The sequence below is a fragment of the Ensifer sp. KUDG1 genome (genome assembly GCF_050434285.1).
Lineage (GTDB): Bacteria > Pseudomonadota > Alphaproteobacteria > Rhizobiales > Rhizobiaceae > Ensifer.
The window spans coordinates 286,113-304,171 of record NZ_JBNDIG010000004.1 but is presented as its reverse complement, the minus strand read 5'-3'; the positions used below and the strand labels follow the sequence as shown (position 1 = coordinate 304,171).

At 63.7% G+C, this 18,059-nt stretch carries 16 protein-coding genes; 11 read left to right on the top strand and 5 right to left on the bottom strand.

Annotated features, from left to right (window positions below; genetic code table 11):
- Positions 1 to 879 (top strand): sulfate ABC transporter permease subunit CysW, encoded by an 879-nt coding sequence (gene cysW / locus M2267_RS13930; protein WP_429115038.1) that lies wholly within the window; start codon positions 1 to 3, stop codon positions 877 to 879.
- Positions 876 to 1,895, top strand: a complete 1,020-nt coding sequence (locus M2267_RS13925) for a sulfate/molybdate ABC transporter ATP-binding protein (RefSeq protein ID WP_429115037.1) — start codon at positions 876 to 878, stop codon at positions 1,893 to 1,895. Before cysW ends, M2267_RS13925 begins: the two co-directional genes overlap by 4 nt.
- A gap of 95 nt (positions 1,896 to 1,990) precedes the next feature.
- On the opposite strand, the gene M2267_RS13920 is transcribed toward M2267_RS13925, so the two are convergent.
- The 4 genes from M2267_RS13920 to M2267_RS13905 form a co-directional block, all read right to left on the bottom strand.
- Positions 1,991 to 2,257, bottom strand: a complete 267-nt coding sequence (locus M2267_RS13920; RefSeq protein WP_429115036.1) for a DUF2277 domain-containing protein — start codon at positions 2,255 to 2,257, stop codon at positions 1,991 to 1,993.
- 121 nt (positions 2,258 to 2,378) lie between these two features.
- Positions 2,379 to 3,689 (bottom strand): tlde1 domain-containing protein, encoded by a 1,311-nt coding sequence (locus M2267_RS13915; protein WP_429115035.1) that lies wholly within the window; start codon positions 3,687 to 3,689, stop codon positions 2,379 to 2,381.
- Between the two features lie 307 nt (positions 3,690 to 3,996).
- Positions 3,997 to 5,346: a sensor histidine kinase gene (locus tag M2267_RS13910; RefSeq protein ID WP_429115034.1), complete on the bottom strand. Its 1,350-nt coding sequence runs from the start codon at positions 5,344 to 5,346 to the stop codon at positions 3,997 to 3,999.
- Between the two features lie 146 nt (positions 5,347 to 5,492).
- Positions 5,493 to 6,395, bottom strand: coding sequence for a LysR family transcriptional regulator (locus M2267_RS13905; protein ID WP_429115033.1), 903 nt, complete (start codon positions 6,393 to 6,395; stop codon positions 5,493 to 5,495).
- A gap of 116 nt (positions 6,396 to 6,511) precedes the next feature.
- On the opposite strand from M2267_RS13905, the gene M2267_RS13900 reads away from it, so the two are divergent.
- The 9 genes from M2267_RS13900 to M2267_RS13860 all read left to right on the top strand — a co-directional run bounded on the left by M2267_RS13900 (position 6,512) and on the right by M2267_RS13860 (position 16,519).
- The gene (locus M2267_RS13900; protein WP_429115032.1) at positions 6,512 to 7,348 is read left to right on the top strand and encodes an oxidoreductase; all 837 of its coding nucleotides are present in this window, start codon (positions 6,512 to 6,514) and stop codon (positions 7,346 to 7,348) included.
- 392 nt (positions 7,349 to 7,740) lie between these two features.
- Complete coding sequence (locus M2267_RS13895; protein ID WP_429115031.1) at positions 7,741 to 8,808, top strand: helix-turn-helix domain-containing protein; 1,068 nt, start codon at positions 7,741 to 7,743, stop codon at positions 8,806 to 8,808.
- Between the two features lie 129 nt (positions 8,809 to 8,937).
- A complete protein-coding gene (locus M2267_RS13890) occupies positions 8,938 to 9,621 on the top strand; it encodes a hypothetical protein (RefSeq protein WP_429115030.1) in 684 nt (227 codons plus the stop codon).
- Between the two features lie 176 nt (positions 9,622 to 9,797).
- A complete protein-coding gene (locus tag M2267_RS13885) occupies positions 9,798 to 10,406 on the top strand; it encodes a hypothetical protein (protein ID WP_043612005.1) in 609 nt (202 codons plus the stop codon).
- A 63-nt stretch (positions 10,407 to 10,469) separates the two neighbouring features.
- Entirely contained in the window at positions 10,470 to 11,111 is a 642-nt protein-coding gene (locus M2267_RS13880) for a hypothetical protein (protein ID WP_429115029.1), read from the top strand.
- A gap of 242 nt (positions 11,112 to 11,353) precedes the next feature.
- The gene (locus M2267_RS13875; protein ID WP_043612001.1) at positions 11,354 to 11,893 is read left to right on the top strand and encodes a papain-like cysteine protease family protein; all 540 of its coding nucleotides are present in this window, start codon (positions 11,354 to 11,356) and stop codon (positions 11,891 to 11,893) included.
- 303 nt (positions 11,894 to 12,196) lie between these two features.
- Positions 12,197 to 12,712 carry a sigma-70 family RNA polymerase sigma factor gene (locus tag M2267_RS13870; protein WP_429115028.1) on the top strand — a complete coding sequence of 172 codons (516 nt, stop codon included), beginning with the start codon at positions 12,197 to 12,199 and terminating at the stop codon, positions 12,710 to 12,712.
- Positions 12,705 to 13,700: a FecR family protein gene (locus tag M2267_RS13865; protein ID WP_429115027.1), complete on the top strand. Its 996-nt coding sequence runs from the start codon at positions 12,705 to 12,707 to the stop codon at positions 13,698 to 13,700. The genes M2267_RS13870 and M2267_RS13865 overlap by 8 nt, the downstream gene beginning before the upstream one ends.
- Positions 13,701 to 13,825: 125 nt before the next feature.
- Complete coding sequence (locus M2267_RS13860) at positions 13,826 to 16,519, top strand: TonB-dependent receptor domain-containing protein (protein ID WP_429115026.1); 2,694 nt, start codon at positions 13,826 to 13,828, stop codon at positions 16,517 to 16,519.
- 55 nt (positions 16,520 to 16,574) lie between these two features.
- Here the strand turns inward: M2267_RS13860 and M2267_RS13855 are convergent, their stop codons facing one another.
- Positions 16,575 to 18,032 (bottom strand): MDR family MFS transporter, encoded by a 1,458-nt coding sequence (locus M2267_RS13855; RefSeq protein ID WP_429115025.1) that lies wholly within the window; start codon positions 18,030 to 18,032, stop codon positions 16,575 to 16,577.
- Positions 18,033 to 18,059: the final 27 nt, after the last annotated feature.

The following is an 18,059-nucleotide window of genomic DNA, read 5'->3' as shown; positions in this document are numbered from 1 at the left end:
ATGCGTTTCAAAAAGACCGCACGCACGCTGCCGCGGGTCGGTGACGGCCCCTTGTTCCGCCGCGCCCTGATCGGCATCGTGCTGATCATCGGCGCGTTCCTGATCCTCGCGCCTCTGCTGATCATCGGCGTCGAGGCCTTTGCCAAGGGCTGGCAGGTCTATCGCGACACGATCCTGCATCCCGACACGCGCCATGCGATCATGCTTACCGTGCTTGCGGCGCTGATCGCCGTGCCGGTCAACACCGCCTTCGGCGTGGCCGCTGCCTGGGCGATGACCAAGTTCGATTTCCGCGGCAAGGGTTTCCTGCTGGTGGTGATCGAGATCCCGTTCTCGGTTTCGCCGATCGTCGCGGGCGTTGCCTATCTCTTCGTCTACGGGCTGCAGGGCCTGTTTGGCCCGACGCTCGATGCCTATGGCATCAAGATCCTGTTTGCCATTCCCGGCATCGTGCTCGCCTCGATGTTCGTCACCGCGCCGTTCGTCGCCCGCGAACTCATTCCGCTGATGCAGGCGCAGGGGAGGGACCTCGAAGAGGCGGCCGTTTCCCTCGGCGCTTCCGGCTTTCGCACCTTCTTCTCGGTGACGTTGCCCAACATCAAATGGGCGCTGTTCTACGGCGTCGTCCTTTGCAATGCGCGCGTGATGGGCGAGTTCGGCGCGGTTTCGGTCGTGTCGGGCAACATTCGTGGCCAGACCAACACCCTGCCGCTCCATATCGAACTGCTCTATCACGATTATCAGGCGGCGGGCGCTTTTGCGTCTGCGTCCATTCTGGCGCTCATCGCCGTCTTCACCATCATCGCCAAGGTCGCTCTGGAGCGCCAAGGGGCGGGCCGCGTCCGCCCAGTTGCCAATTCCGCGGAGAATGCATCATGAAGATCCGCCTTGACCACGTCGTCAAGACTTTCCAAACCTTCCGTGCCGTCAAGGACGTGTCCCTGGAGATCGAGAGCGGCGAGCTCGTCGCACTGCTTGGGCCCTCCGGCTCCGGCAAGACGACGATATTGCGCATGGTTGCCGGCCTCGAATTCGCCGATGGCGGCCACATCTATTTCGGCGACCAGGATGCGACCGACATACCGGTGCGCGATCGCGGCGTCGGCTTCGTGTTCCAGCACTACGCGCTTTTCCCGCACATGACCGTGGCGCAGAACATCGCCTTCGGCATGGAGGTCTCGAAGGTCAAGCGCGACAAGGCGACCATCCATGCGCGGGTCGCTGAACTGTTGCGCCTGGTTCGCCTCGAAGGGCTCGGCGAACGGTTTCCGGCGCAGATCTCCGGCGGTCAGCGCCAGCGCGTCGCACTTGCCCGCGCGCTCGCCGTCGATCCAAAGGTATTGCTGCTGGACGAGCCTTTCGGCGCACTTGATGCCAATGTCCGGCGTGAGCTTCGGCGCTGGCTGCGCGAAATCCATAGTGAGCTCGGCATCACCACACTCTTCGTCACTCACGACCAGGAGGAGGCGCTCGACCTCGCCGACCGCGTGGTGATCCTGAAGGATGGCCACATCGTTCAACAGGGAACGCCGGAGGAGGTCTGCCGCGAGCCAAAATCAGCCTTCGTCATGAAGTTCCTCGGCGATGCCAACATGCTGCCCGCCGAAGTGCGCGATGGTCGGGCCTATGCCGATGGCGCGGTCATCGATGCTGCAGGGATCGCCGACGGCAAGGCCGAGCTTTACGCCCGGCCGGTCGATCTCGATTGGGTGATCGGAGGTCCCGGCATCGCTGCCAACATCAGCCGGGTGATGGATCGTCCGGGCGGGCGGCGGGTGGTCGCGACGACCGAGCGCGGGGTGCCGTTGGAACTGGACCTTGAGCCGGAGCGGATCGTGAAGGCCGGCGACACCGGCTACGTGACGCTGCGTCGCGCAACGGTGTTTGCGATATAGGTTGAGCGTGGAAGCCGACGAGGGTGTCCGCAGCTTGTGACGCGGGCGGCGGCCAGGATTCACAGGCAGGAAGCCGCAGCGGGCTCCGGCCGCCGTCAGGCGAAGCGGAGGGCGTTCCGCGCGCGCGCCTTGGCGGCTTCTTCCTCGCGGTTGCGTGGGGGCTGTGGCGTCTCGAGTGCGTCGAGCAGTTCCTGCGCGCATGCAGCAATCGAATTGACGGCATGCTCGAACGCGGCTTCGTTCCGCTTGGACGGCTTGTTGGTTCCGCTCAGCTTGCGCACGAACTGCAGTGCAGCGTCATGCACCTCGGCGTTCGTCGCCGGCGGCTCGAAATTGAATAGGGGTTTGATGTTTCGGCACATGGCGGGCTCCCGGTCCTCTTCGTTCTCGCTCCTGTCGAGGCCCGGATCTTAGTGCCCGTTCCTCGTCAGCGAAAGACCTTTACCGCCGGCTGCCCGCAATCCGACCGTTGGCCGGCTCCGCTCAGGAGTTCCGGCCGTTCTGTGCCAGGCGCATGCCGGCCGCGCGTCCGCCGCTCGGCACCACGACGATCTGCTTGACCTTGCCCTGCTTGAAAGCGGTGAGGAACCGGGGATAGTCGGCGAAGGCGACGCATCCATGGGATTCCGCGCGCTTGCCGCGCAGCAGGTAGCTATGCGTCAGGAAGCCGTCGCGGCCGTGCTTGTTCCGTCCGTCGACCGGCAGCATGCGGATCGCCTCGACCCCGTGGAAACGGGTTTCGCGCATCCTGAGATTATAGGTGTGCGGCGGTGTCGGCCCGGTCATCTTGACGTCGACGTAGCGCGGGTTGTCAGCCATCTTGCCGATACCGGAATGGGCCTCGAGCACGCTGCCGTCAGGCATATAGACCTTGGCAGCGGTGATGTCGTAGACGGCGACGCCGTTGCCGGCTTTCGCTCCGCCGCCAAACATGTTGCGCAGCGCCTGGCCGAAGCCGGTGCCGGCACTGTTTTCGGTCGGATCTTCCGGCCGCGCATAGGCAAGCTTCTGCTTCTTCGGCGCTTCGTCTTCGTCTGCCTTGGCGGTCTCTTCTTCCTTTTTCACCGCCGCGGCTTCCGCCTGCTTGGTGGCAGGTTTTTCGTCTTCGACAGGCGGCTTTTCCGCCTGCGCGGTGCGGGGGCGGAATTGCGGCATAGGACCGACCGAGGGCGTGTCCTCATGGCTCGGCAGGGCGGCCGTGTCTTCAGTCTCGTCTTGGTCCTGGTCCGGCTGTTCGGCGAGATCGTCCTCGGACGGCGCCGTCAACAAAGCGGAGAAGGCGCTGCCTTCCACGTGGCTCTGGGAGGGCGTGGCGTAGGCGAGTTGGACCGGATTCTTGGCCGCGGCAACGCTGGCGATCGGCGCGAAGCGTTCCGGCGCCGGCAGGCCAATCGTTACGGCCTGACGGTGGGCCTCGGTTGGGGGGGTGGAGTTGCTTGCGACTTTCTCGGACGCCAGCACGGCCTTTTTCACCGCAGCTGCGATCCGGGCACTTTTGCCGATCGTTTCCGCGTCCATCGGGAACAGCGGATCGGACGCGAACCTCGCCTCGCTGGGAGCGAGGCTTGCGACCATGACCGGCTGCGCCGCGGCGGCGGCTACGAGCCGCGTCGCCTGGTTGGTTCTGGCGTGCTTGTCCCAGACGCGCTCCTTGGTCTTCTCAGCCAAATGCAGCTGCGGCTTCGGCAGCAGGCGGCCGGAACCATGCGCGTAGGAATTGCCGATCGCGGCCATGCCGACAAGCGACCACGCAGCCGCGCCGACGAGGGCGGTGCCGCAGCAAGTGATCAGCAATGGGCGCAACAGACGGTGCAAAGACTGTGGGCGAATGATCTTACTCAACAACGCAAATCAAGCCAGAAAATCTCACAAAGGCTCTCACCCCGGCGAGCGAACGCCGCTGCGCGATTTCTGGATTGTCCCCTTCTTGACGACTGATGGACAAAAGATGGAGAAGTATGGTTAAATTTTGCTTTCCAACCGCCGAAATAGACCCCAGATCGATTTTCTTTCGTCGAAAAGGCCCATTTTGGCCGCTTTCCGGACGGCTTTCACGCGCACGACGTTCAAACCCATTAGTTGAAATACCGTGGATTGCAGCTCAGATGCGCGCGCCTTGGAAGGCCAGCCGGAAGCAGGCGCCTCCGCTCGGGGCGGTCAGGATGCTCACACGGCCATTGTGTCGCTCGGCGATCTGCAGAACGAGATTGAGGCCAAGACCAGCCCCGCGTTCCCGTGGCTTGAGGCGGTAGAAAGCCTCAAAGACGCGCTCGCGTTCCGCCTCCGGAATGCCAGGCCCGTCGTCGCTGACTTCGATCACGCCGTCCGGCTCGACCCGCACGACGATCACGCCCTGGTTTCCCGCATGCTCGATCGCGTTCTGGACGAGATTGGTAACCGCGCGCTCGAGCGAGACCGCGTCACCCTGCATCATCGACTGCTCCGTGTTCTGCTCGAACGACAGATCGTAGCCCTCGTCGATGGCGAGCGGAGCGAGGTCCGCGGCGACGTTGCGGCAGAGCGCGACGAGGTCGACGGACGTGAACGGCCTGGCACTGGCTTCCAGCCGCTGCAGGTCGAGCAGCTGTTCGGCGAGCGCCGATATCCTCTCGCAGTCGGAGATCAGCCGGTCGCGCTCCGGCCCGGAGGCGAGCAGGTCGAGACGCGCCTGAAGAATGGCCACGGGCGTTCGCAACTCATGGGCGGCGTCGAGGATGAAGCGCTGGTGTTGGCCGTAGGATTGATCGAGCCGGTGGAGCGCGCTGTTGATGCTGCGCACAAGCGGACGGACCTCGCTCGGCACCGCCGTTTCGGCCAGCCGGTGGCTTCGGTGCGTCATGTCGATCTCGTCCGTTTCGCGCGCGAGATCGGAGATGCCCCGGATCGCCCGGTTGACGATGCGGGGCACCGAAAAGATCGTGACGAGCGCAAGCAGCACCAACATCGGCGCGACGAACAGGCGCGAGAAGGAAAAAATGAGCGAAGGTTGGCTCAGCAGCGTTCCCTGTCCGAATACGGTGAAGCTGCCTTCCTCGTTTGTCATGCGCCGGATGACGGCAAGATAATTCGATGGCGGGCCGTCGTCGCGGATGTCCGAATAGGTCATCCGGTCGAGCGCCACCGTCATGCCGCGGTAGATCTCCGGCACGTCGCCGGACTGGACGATTTCACTCCTGTCGCTGCGCGCGATGAACCAGAAATGCGGTTGTTCGCGATGAACGCGCGCCAGGTCCGCGGTGTCAGCAAGTTCGAGCTTGCCGCTAGCGCCCCGCTTGATCGCGCGGAATGCCGTCTCGACCGGGGCAGGACTGACGAGCGCGCCGCCTTCGTCAGCGACCACGAGCAGCGTGACGAAGGACAGGCCGAACGCGAGAAGCACCGCCAGCTGCAGGACCAGCAGGTGCGCGATGAGACGTTGCTTGAGAGACCGTGGCCAGAGCTTCCACACCATCCGCACCATGTTTGTTGGACCGGCTACGCCGTTCGGCTGACGCTTGTTTTGACGCGGCAAAAACCGATGCCAGTAAAACCGTGCGGAGACGATTGTAAACAGGAGGTTGCACGGACATTACGCGGACAGCTTGGGCGACCTCTACCTCAGCGCGTTGACCTGTCCCGGACCCTGGCGAAATCGACGAATGCCCTGAGTGCTGCCGGCATTTGCCGCCGGTTCGGATAATAAAGATAGAAACCGCTATAGTAGGGGCACCAGTCTTCAAGCACGCGAACCAGCTTGCCTTCGTCGATCAGCGCGCGCACCTGGTCCTCGAAGGCAAAGCCTATCCCCGCGCCGAGAAGGGCAGCGTCGACCATCATGTCCTGGTCGTCGACGATCAGGGAACCGGTCACCTCGACCTGAACTTCGACACCGCCCCGCTCGAACTCCCAGGCGTAGAGGCGTCCGCTGCCAAAGCGCAACCCGATGCAAGGCAGCGCCTTCAGATGCTCGGGCGTGGTCGGCCTTGCGTGGCGCTCAAATAAGGACGGTGTTGCCACGATCGCGGTACGCTGGCGCGGACCGATCGGCACGGCGATCATGTCCTGCGCGACTATCTCGCCGAAGCGAACGCCGGCGTCGAAACCCTCCGACACCATGTCGACCAGATCGTTGTCGACCACGATCTCGATGTTGACCTTCGGATGACTTTCGAGAAATCGCGCGACGAGGGGCAGTAGCACCATTTTTGCCGAAGCGCGTGCCGTGTTGAACCTCAGCCGCCCGATCGGCGCCCCCCGAAAATTGTTGAGGTCGTCAAGCGCGTCCTCGATGTCGCGGAAGGCGGGCGCGACACGGGCGAGCAGAAGTTCCCCCGCTTCGGTCAGTGCGACGCTGCGGGTGGTCCGGTTGAAGAGCCGAACGTCCAGGCGCTCCTCCAGTGCCTTCAAGGCATGGCTGAGCGCGGATGGCGTGCAGCCGATCTCGTCTGCCGCACGGCGGAAGCTCTGGTGGCGGGCAAGCGCCAAGAAAGGTGACAGGTCGGACGGCGATATGGTTCGCATTGATGAAAATCTCTCATCAGCTCAACGAGAATCCAGTCGATTATCTCAGTAGATGTCTCGCAGTACAACCTCTTCAGCCGCCGACGATGGAGCGGCGAAACAAACCGGAGGTTCACATGCATACGTGGTTCATCACTGGCGCATCCCGTGGATTTGGTGCTCTTATCGTTGAAAAGGCCCTGGCCAAGGGCGATCAGGTGGTCGCGACGGCGCGCAATCCGAAGGCAATCGCGGACCGCTTCGGGGACCATCCCAATCTCCTGGCCGTTGCGCTGGACGTCACCGACGAGGCACAGGCGCATCAGGCTGTGGGCCAGGCGATCGCGCGCTTCGGGCGTATCGATGTCCTGGTCAACAATGCCGGCTACGGTCTGCTGGGCGCAGTCGAGGAAGCGACCGGCTCCGAGATCGAAGCGCTCTATCGGACCAACGTCTTCGGACTTCTGGCGGTCACCCGCGCGGTCCTGCCGCACATGCGCCGCCAGCGCGATGGGCGGATCCTCAACTTCTCATCCGTCGGCGGCTACCGCAGCGGCCCTGGTTTCGGCGTCTACTGCTCGACGAAGTTTGCCGTCGAGGGACTGACCGAGGCGCTGGCGGCGGAACTCGCGCCGCTCGGGATTTATGCGACGGCGATCGAGCCCGGCTACTTCCGCACGGATTTTCTCGACTCGACGTCGCTGAGCGTCAGCCCGATCGAGATCAGCGATTATGCGGAAACTGCAGGTGCCGTTCGCAGCAAAGCGAAGGAGATCAGCCATAACCAGCCGGGCAACCCCGACAGGCTTGCCGACGTGCTGATCTCGTTCGTCGATACGGAGCAGCCGCCGGTCCGGCTTCCGCTTGGCAGCGACACGGTGGCTGCGATCGAAGCCAAGCACGCTTCGGATCGCGACCTTCTTGCCCGGTGGCGCACGGTTTCCGTTTCGACGGATTTCGAACAGGCGGTTTGAACGAAGAGCGGACACTGAGCTCCTTCGCAACGTCGATGTCCGCAATCGGGACACCCGGGCGCAGTTCCGGGCTTACCATCCGAAGTCGACCTCCCCGGGGCATGCAGGAAACGCCTCGACCAACACGACCACTACCGCCAGGCCAGCCGCCGCACCGTTTGAGGAAAACGGCGCGGCGGCTAGCCGTTCCGCATGGTCCGTGCTGGGCAGGGTGACCGGCTCTGCCGAGGTGCCAAGAGACGATCTGACCCAAGCTGGGCCAGCGCTTAGAAATCCGCGTCGATCCGACTTTAGAATGCATTAGCGCTGTCGAACGGAAGCCGCTCTTCTCCTCTTCGCGAACTAGAGTAAAAGTCGCATCTCTTTCACGTCATGCAACCAAAGGGAGCGGAGTGAGCGAGACAACCACAGAGTTGCCGCGCCAGACGGGTAGACCAGACCCGTACCCCAGTTTCCGTTTTGCAACCTCCGGCAGGGATGCTCCCTTCGAAGCCTGGCGATCCGTTCTCGACATCCTGTTCGAAAGCGCGCCAGCGAAACATCTGCCACCGGCAGCATTTCGGGCGAACCTCGTCGTTCATCATTTCGGGGCCTTTCTGCTTTGCCGCAGCAATGCTGACGGTGGGCGATATCGGCGCACCGATTTGCGTCTCGCCCGCGATGATCTCGACCACATCGTCATTTCGTGCGTGATCGGTGGGCGCATTGGATTGACCGCGCCACGGCTGAGGCGCCTTCGACCGGGCGATGTGGCCGTCTCCGATCTGTCAACGCCCGTGGCCTTTTCCATGCGGGCGGCAGAAACCGTTCACCTGATCGTGCCGCGGGCACTGCTGCCGGCCGCTGTCGCGCCCCCACAGCCGATCTCTGGGCGCATTCTATCCCATGGCAGCGCGATCGCCGTCTTCGTTTCAGGCGTCGTCCAGGCCTTGGCCGACGCGGCACTCCGCTTCGGTGCCAACGAACTCACGTCGCTCGGGTCGATCATCCCGGATCTTCTGGCGTGCCTTGGTCCCGCAGATGGCGGCAAGCCGGGCGGCCGTAGCGGTGATCTTGGTCGCCGCCTGCGCCGCCACATCGAAGACAATCTGCATCATCGCGACCTCACCACCGCCCGGCTCGCGCGCGAGCTCGGCGTTTCCCGCAGCCAGTTGTTCCGGCAATTCGAGATGACGGGCGGCGTTGAAACCTACATCCGCAGGCGCCGGCTGCGCCGATCCCTGTTTGCATTGTGCGATCCCCGCCACGCCGACCGTCGCATCGGCGACATCGCCTTCGACATGGGGTTTGCCGACGAGGCGCATTTCAGCCGCCTGTTCCGGCAGGCCTTCGGCCTTTCTCCACGCGCGGCCCGTGACCAGGCGCGGAACAGAGAAGGCGCAACTCTAGGGGGTATTCTGCTGCCGTTTACGCTCGGAACCTCTTTCTCTGAATGGATAACGGAACTGAGGAGCATATGAGCCCGCTGGGACGGTCGTCCAAGTTTTTGGGATGCTCACCCAAAGACAGCCAATGGGGATGTTGCTATTTTTTGCACCCATAGAGAGTGAATTGCAGAGCCGGATGGCTCGTGAAAAGGGATCTCTGGCATGTCGAAGCAGATCGCAGATCAAGCCTCCACCGCGCCGGGTGATACCCCGCCTCCAGCAACTCCGACCACGTTCACGCTGAGCGCAACGAATGGATCGAGCGTCGCGGGCGTTTCATATTTCAGCGTCTTTCCGCCGCCGCTCAAGAGCCCCGCAGTCAGCGTGCAGGTGCTGACTGCCCTAATCTCCAACGTGACGAGGTCAGGTCAAGAGGAGACGACGCTCACCTGGAACGGCGGGAGCGGCGCCTTGGCCCTCCTGGCGATTGCCGGCAACGGCAAAGGCGACCCCGCAACGGCTGAAAAGACCCCGGTGACACTCGGAGGCAAGGCCACCGTCACCTTTGCGAATGGCACCTATGCCATAGCAGTTTCTACTGGAGGGCCGGCGAATTCGGTCGAGGTCGATTTCGATCTCAGCGTCCCGCCGGCCAGCCTGGTCGGCCTTGTCGTCGGTCCCGCTGCAATCCTACTTGCACCGCCGGCCGGGATGGGCCCGTTGATCCTCGAGCCGGACCTGTCGCGGACGGTCACCGTGGTCTTCGGCACGGCCTGCACCTATCCGCCACCTGCAATTTCCGATGTCGATCAGGGATCGACGGTCATGTTCGCATCGAGTGGCGCCAGCGCCGCCAGCGCGCAGATCAAAGTCGGACCGGACAACCTGATCGTCCAGACGGGCTGACGTTTCCACGAACTTGCCCGGCGATACCTGCCTCGTCGGGCAATCCCCCTCGCTGCCCTTTTGTCCCTTCCCCTTGAGCGGGCAGCGAGGGGCTGGTCGGCGCCGCTTCAGCCCCGGAGGCGGTGCCGGCCACCATGTGATCCCGGGCGCTAATCCAGAAACGAAAGGTAACACCGATGACGTCATACTCTTTGACATGCGTGAACAACTCGCAGCTGACCGGTAGCTTCGCCGTCTTTCAGAAAGCGCCGCCGACGACGACGCCCGGCAACGTGTTCTCACTCGCCTGGTTCGCTCGTCCGACCGCGCCGGGAAGCCGCGTGACCTTTACCTGGGGTCTCGACTACAGCTTCGTCTGGTCGGAGACCGGCGTGCTGCAGCCGGGCATCAACTTCTCGGCAACACAGGTGCGCTCGGCAGATCCCAACGGCCAGAACCTGATCCAGCTGACCCAGGACTCGGCCGGTGCGACGACCTTCGTCAATCCGAGCGTCAACGGCGCTCTCGGCTCGCTGACGATCCAGCAGCTTTCGAACGTCGCGCCCAACCGCACCTCCGTCGGTATCGGCATGGCCGGTTCCGGCACCTTCGCGGTCCAGGCGGCGCCGAACATGACGGCGGTCTTCTCCCCGCATCCCAACTACTGGGTGATCTTCGGCAACTATGAAACCGGCGATGTCATCGACATCGAAGACGTCACCGGCGCGGTCGAAGTCACCTATGGCGGTGCCCTGACGTCGCGCACGGCGCTGCTCGGTCTCGACAACCTGATCTCGGTTTCGTGACGCCGCGGGCGGCGGCTGAAACCAGCCGCCGCCTCTTCCTCTCACCGCTCAGGGAGACCCGATATGTCCGAGTATAGGCTTACCTGCGTCAACAATTCGAGTTTGCATGGCAGCTTCGCGCTCTACCAGGTTCCGCCGTCAGCCCCCGGTCCGACGGGGCCGGCATGCCTGGCGTGGCTTGCGCGTCCGGCGGCACCCGGCACTCAGGTGCGCTTCTCGTGGTCGACCGAAGTCGGCTTCATCTGGGGCGAACGCGGTACCTTTGGCGGACGCACGACCTTTACCGCCTACCAGTATGTCGCTGCGGACCCCGAGCGCGAAAACCTCATCGACTTCGGGTCCGACAGTTTTGGTGCCCCGACCTTCCAGAACCTGAGAACGGGAGGTGCGCAGGGCGCACTCACGATCCGTCAGCTCAATGCGACCTTCGACTTTCCGATCCACCTCGGCATCGCGCTTGGAAAGTCACCCATCTACACCGTGGATTTCAACGTCAATGTCCTCGGTGCCTTCATCCCTCACCGAAACCGCTGCTGGGTGGTGTTCGGCAGCTATACCGCCGGAGAGGCGATCGATGCCGAGGCGCAGACCAATGTTCAGGTCATCGACTTCAACCCGTCTTCGCCGGCGCAACGCGTCGAGTTGAGTCCGGAAAACATCCTGCGATGCACGTCTGCGCCAAGCGCCGATGCGCCTTTCGGCTAACCGCACGCTCAAGCTTCGCATGCCTGTTCCCCTTCCTGACGAAAGGAAGCCAGCATGGAAACGACCAGACCAACCATGGGCCGCCGCGCCCGCATGCTTGCCGCATGCCGAGGGCGCCCACCGCCGCAAACGCCGTGAGCCGTCTGCGAATGCTCTGCTCGACCCAGCGGTTGCGGAATTTTCCGCCCGTGTCAGGTCGAGGCCGCATCTTCATCGCCAAAGTTTTCTAGAAGGAGTTCGAAATGACCACAGTTCTCCATCCGCCGCCACTCGTCCCGCAAGGTTCGGCTGCATGGTGCTTTGCCGCTGCGGAGGCGATGGTTCGCAGTTTTCGCAACCTGCCCGCCGTGTCACAATACGACATTGCCCGGCGGAGCACCTTCGCGCTGGCTTCGCTCGACCCCGCGGTCCAGGAACGCCTGCAAATCGCCCAGGCGCTCGACCTTTCCACAGACCAACTGGAAAATGACGGAGCCAATCGGAATAGCCAGGTCGTGCAATTGGTCAGAACCCAATGGAACGCTTTTGACAACGCGACGACCGGCGGTCATTTCCTCAATGTGCCCCTGACCGCTCAGGCCGTCAAAACCGAAATCGATAACAACCGCATCTTCGTGATCGGCAACGCCTACCACTATTATGTCGTCTACGGCTACGAGAACGACGGCAACACACTGCTGCTGCGCGATCCCTGGCCGGAAGGGGTGGGCGGATTGACACCGCAAATGTCGCTCGCAAACTTCCTGCAACTCCCCGGACGTGTCGCAATCCTGTTCGGATAAGCGCTTGAGCGCCGGCGTCGGATTGCCCGGTTCCTCCGGGCATCCGGTGCCGGCGATCATGAAGGCGACCGTGCTCCCTATTCGCGGACGGTCCGGGTTCGGGCCGTGCCTTGAGCCGGTTTGATCTGCGAAATCTGCAGCCATTTTACCCAAGGCGCTTGCTGGGCGACTAAACATGAGTATAAGAGACAAGTATTAGCCTGCGGCATCAATCAAGCCGCAGGATCCCCCGCGAAGTTGGCGCCATGCCCGTCGAAATCCACTCCCAAGACCGCCGCGTCGCGCTTCGCTAGGAAGGGCAGCATGGTGGCAAGTTCTCTCAATCACTGGCTCGGCCTGCTCTTCAGGCGCCACCACAAGGAGGTGGTGCGCTACGCCTCGCGCCTGATCGGTAACCGGGACGACGGCGAGGAAGTGGTGCAGAACGCCTATCTGCGCATGGTGAGGGTCGACCGCCGCAACGTCGAGCATCCGCGTTCCTACCTGTTCAAGGCAGCCCGAAATGCGGCGATCGACTTTCGCATCAAGCTGGAGCGGGAGTGGTCGCGCCGGGTCGAACTGGACCAGGCAGACCGGCTGTCGTCGTCGGACGACTTTGCGCTGCGGCTGGAATTTCGCGACAAGGTCGCAGCCCTATCCGTACTCTTGAACGAACTGCCGATCGCCTGCCGGACGGCTTTTATCATGAACAAGGTCGAGGGCCATTCGCACCGGGAAATAGCCGAAACACTTGGCATCTCGGTCAGCATGGTCGAAAAGCACATGCTGCGTGCGCTGTGCCATTGCCGCGACGTGCGGCGCGAGATGGACCATGTCTGACAGGGCGATGAAACCCGCATCGGCGGCAACGCATTGTCCTGCGAAAGACATCTCCGACGCGGCGCTCGGCTGGGTCGTCCGGCTCCATTCCGGTGAGGCGACCGTAGACGACCAGCGCGCCTATGAGGCGTGGCGTGGACAAAGCGCAGAGCACGAGGCGGCAGCGGTGGAAGCGGAAGCCTTGTGGGACGATGCGGCACATCTGCGCCGCGATCGCCGGACCGGCCTCATCTATCCCGGCCGCGACACCGCGCTCCTTTCACGTCGCCGCCTTCTGACCGGCGCGGTCGGCATCGCTGTCCTGGGAAGCGGGCTTGCCGCTTCGCGCCCCTGGCTGCGCATCCTCGGCTCCGATTACGCGACAGCCACGGCAGAGACCCGTTCGATCGGCCTGCCTGACGGGTCACGGGTGATCCTCAACGCGCGCACGGCCATGGATGTGGATTTCGACGAGCAGGCCCGCCGGGTGGTTCTGAAGGAAGGCCAGGCATTTTTCGACGTGGCGACGGACGCGCGGCCGTTTCAGGTTGCCTCAGGCGGAACCATCGTCACGGCCCTTGGAACCGCTTTCGACGTGGACGCCAATGCGGCCGATGGTTCGCTCGGCATTGCCGTCACCCGTCATTCCGTTCGCGTATCGCCGATGGCCGGCGACCTCATGGGCGTTACGCTCGCCGAAGGGGAGCGTGTGTCTGTCGGTGGTGATGGCGCCATCGGCAGCCCTGTCGTGCAGGATCCGGCCATCGCGCTTGCATGGCAGTCCGGCATGTATGTCGCCGAAAACCGTAGGCTCGGCGACGTCGTCGCGGCCCTCAGCCGCTATCACGGCGGCTGGATCGTCTTCAGTCACGACCGCTTGAAATCGACGCTGGTCAGCGCCGTTTTGGATTTGAGAACGCCGGACGCCGCGCTTGCAGCGCTTGCGTCCGGCCTGCCGATCCGGGTCACACGCATGACCCGCTTCGTGACACTGATCTCGGCGGTCTAGCCGGTTTCATTTTTTTTCGAACGCCGTTGCGGATTTTTGGGTGCCGCCTCGTCTCGGCTTTTGAGGGATGTGTCCTGCCAGCAGGAATACCGGTCCCTCGCTCAAAGCATGGGAATAGGGATCAGATGTCCAGACAAACGGGGCGAAACAAACTTCTTGGCGCGGTCGTGGTCGCAACCACGGCGGTCGGTTCACTTCAAACGGCAGTGCCGGCTCTGGCACAACAGGAGCGGTCGGCCCGTTCAGGTGCCATCACTTTCGACATTCCGGCGCAATCCCTGACCGCGGCGCTTACGGCATTTGCGCGGCAGTCGGGGCTGAGACTTGCCTATTCGGCATCGCTGACCCAGGGGAAATCCGCGCCTGCCGTGAGCGGGTCGATCCCCCCGGCAGAGGCGCTGTCGCAGCTTTTGTCCGGCACCGGCCTCTCCTATAGCCTGAACGGCGGGACCGTCACGATTACCGAGCGCGTTTCCGGTGCGCACGCGGTCGGTGCTGCCGACGGCGCAACGATGCTTGCGCCGATCGTTGCCGGCGGCGGCATCATCAATCCTGTCGATGCGCCCTATGAAACGGCTGCGCCGACTGCCTACATCTCGGAAGAAAACATCGACCGCTTCCGCGGCTCGAGCCCGGCAGACATTTTCCGCGGTACGCCGGGCGTGCTCTCCGGCGAAGCGCGCAACGGCGCCGGCGCCGTCGACGTCAACATCCGCGGCATGCAGGGTATGGGCCGCGTTGCCGTCACCGTCGACGGGGCCAGCAATTCGGCCACGGTCTACCAGGGCTATCAGGGCATCTCCAACCGGACCTTCGTCGATCCGGATTTTCTGGGCGGCGTCGATATCACCAAGGGCTCCGACGTTGCATCGAGCGGCATCGCTGGTACGGTGGCGATGCGCACGCTGGACGCCGGCGACATCGTGAAGGAGGGGCGGACATTCGGTCTCCGGGTCAAGGGCGGGTTTGGCACCAACACCTCCACCCCACCGCCGGCCGGCACCACCGCCGGCTATGCCTGGCCCGGGGGCACCTGGGCGCCGCCGGTGGCTACGGCAAAGAGCGACGGAATGGACCGCCCCTCGTTCTTCGATCCGACCAGCGGCTCGGGCAGCATCGTCGGCGCGATGCAGGAGGAAAACATCGACCTCGTTGCCGGCTACGCCTATCGCCGCCAGGGCAACTATCATGTCGGCAGCAACGGACCTTCGGCGGTGCCAGTGAGCATGGGGCCGCGGCCGTTCTGCTATGAAAGCGGCGTATGCCTGCCGCCGGCCCGGGGCTGGAAGGACTACATCGAGAACATCGGCATCGCCAACTACCGCGCCGGCGAGGAGGTGCTGAACACCCAGCTCCAGACAAAGTCCTATCTCGCCAAGGGCACTGTCCGTTTCGAGGACGGTCACAGCCTGCAGTTCGGCTACAACGGGTTTCGCAGCGAGGCTGGCGACCTCCTGGCGTCGCGCCTGACTTCGGATCGGGGCCAGGCGATACAGCAGGGCCAGACCGCGGGAACGAAGGTCGATGCCGGCACGCTTCGCTACGGCTGGAAGCCTGACGACAATGACCTGATCGATCTCAAGGCCAATCTCTGGGCCACGCGGCTGGAACTGCGCAACCCCCGGCGGAGCGGCGTGCTCTATCCGCAGCCCGGAGATTTCGGCCTGCCGGCCGATTTCCGCACCGGCTCCGATACCTTCATGTGGGGCGCCGATGTTGCAAACACGTCGGCCTTGACGACCGACTACGGCCCGCTCGACCTGACCTACGGCCTGTCGTTCCTGAGCGAGGATACGCGACCGAGCAAGTTCACGCCGGAACTCGAGACATGGCTCGACCTTCGCGACGGCACGCGGCAGGAGGCGGCCGCCTTCGCCAAGGCCGCCTGGAAAGCCACCGATTGGCTGACGATCAATGGTGGCCTGCGCTACCAGCACTACTGGACAGAGGATCGAAACGCTCCGGAACAGGTCCGCCCCGGCTACACCTACGACACGGCGCTCAGCGACGGCGGCTTCAGCCCGTCGGTGGGCGTGACGCTGGAGCCCTTCGACGGCACACAGTTTTATGTGAACTACTCGAACGCGCTGCGCTCGCCGAGCATCTTCGAGGGTGTTTCGGCCTTCACCATGAACGTCAATTCCAACCTGCGCCCGGAACGGTCGAGCAACTGGGAGGTGGGCACCAATCTCAGGCGTGACGGCGTGTTTTCGGCCGACGACCAGGCGATGATGAAGCTCGGCTTCTTCGACTGGAATGTCGACAACTACATCTCGCGCGAATGGTATACCGATCCGCGCGGTATCTCCGGCATGCGCATCCACAACATCGCCGGCGCGCACTTCCAGGGCATAGAACTGTCCGGTCGCTATGAACGCGGTGGCTTTACCGCCGAACTTGCCGCCAACTACTACACCGATGTCGAGTTTTGCCGGACGGCGACCACCTGCGGAAACAAGTCGCTCTATGCCGACTACGCCACCAATCAGGTGCCGCCGGAATACACGGTCGCGTTGACGCTGTCGCAGACGTTCCTCGACGATGCCCTGACAGTCGGCGGGCGGATTTCGCGCACCGGATCGCGCGCGATCGGCCACGGCGACGTGACGGCCCAGGGCGCTTCGCAGTTCATCTCATTGATCAACTGGAAGCCCTATACCTTGGTGGACGCGTTCGCAGAGTACCGGATCAACGAGAGCCTGACGGCGAGCTTCCGCATCGAGAACCTGACCGACGCCTATTATGTCGATCCATTGAGCCTGGTGCAGCAGCCCGGCCCGGGACGTACCTTCTACGCGTCGCTGAAGGCGGAGTTCTAAGCCCGCAATCCGATTGATGGTCGCGCCGGGACAGGCGCGGCCATCAGCGGTGCTGCTACTCGACCGCAGCGGCCACCACGGTCTCGTCGCGACCGCGCAACGGCTTTTCCGGCATGAGATGAAAAAGCGCGAGCGCTGCCGCCATCGCTGCAGCGCTCGCGATGAAGATATAGGTGAAGGGCACGGCCGACGTGACCGTCGCGCCGAGCGCTTCCACCCCTTCGCCAGCGAGCGGCAGGCCATTGCCAAGGGCGATCGCGCCGAAGGCCGCAACGCCAAGGGCGCCGCCGAGCGATCGCAGGAAGGTCAGGACCCCGGTCGCGACGCCAAGATGCGTCTGGTCGACGGAATTCTGGACCGAAATCGTCGCCACCGGGAAGGTCATGCCCGAGCCGAAACCTGCGGCGAATGTCAGGAGTTCAAGGACGATGAGCGAGGTCCGGCCGGCGAGAGCAGCAAGGGCCGCCAGGCAAAGGAATGCAAGCGCGCCGCCGATCAGAGCCATCCTCTTATAGTGGACGATGCGCGGTATCGTCCGCCCGCTGGTTGTCGCTCCACAGACCGTTCCAAGCAGCAGGCCGAGCATCACCACACCCGAACTGCTGGCCGACAGGCCGTGGAACGTCTGCGCATAGACAGGGATATAGACCGAGAGCCCGACATTGGCGCCCTGCGCCAGGAACATGGCGAGCGTTCCGTAGCGGACGATGGGATTGGCAAGCACTTCCAGCGAGATTAGCGGTTCGCTTGCCCTGCGCAACCGCAGCGCAAACGTGATCCAGAGGACGACGGAAGCGCCGAGCAGGCCGAGTATGACGGCAGAGAGCCATGGATAGCGGCTGCCGCCCCAGTTGAGCGCAAGCAGCAAAAGCGACGTTGCAGCGACGAGCAGTAGGGCTCCGGCCCCGTCGATCCGGTGCGCGCGGGCGACGGTCGGCAGCTTCCTCAGCGGCTTGTTGATGATCGCCATCGCCACCAGCCCCAGCGGAATGTTGATCCAGAAGATCAGCGACCAGTGCAGATGCTCGGCGAAGGTGCCGCCCAGGAGTGGACCTGCGATGCTCGCGACTGCCCAGGTTCCCGATATCCAGGCGGCGTAACGCGCCCGTTCGCGGGGCGGTACGAGGTCGCCGATGACGGTCTGCGCCAGTGCGAACAGGCCGCCGCCACCCAGGCCCTGGACGGCGCGGCCAGCGATCAGCGTCAGCATGTTGGGCGCCAGCGCGCTTATCAGCGATCCCGCAAGGAAAATGATGATGGCCGCAAAGATCGTCGGCCGCCGTCCGTAGATATCGGAGATCTTGCCGTAAAGCGGGGCCATGGCTGTCGCGGTCAGCAGGTAGCCGGTCACCACCCATGGCAGGTAGTCGGCGTGTCCCAACGTCTTGCCGATGGTCGGCATCGCCGGCGCCACGATCGTCTGGTCGAGTGCCGCCAGAAGCATGGAGAGAAGAACGCCGCCGATGATGATGTTCTTTTCCGGTTCGGAAAGGGCGGGGGCCGTCGCGGCCATTCCATTTCGTTGAGACGTCTCGGTCAT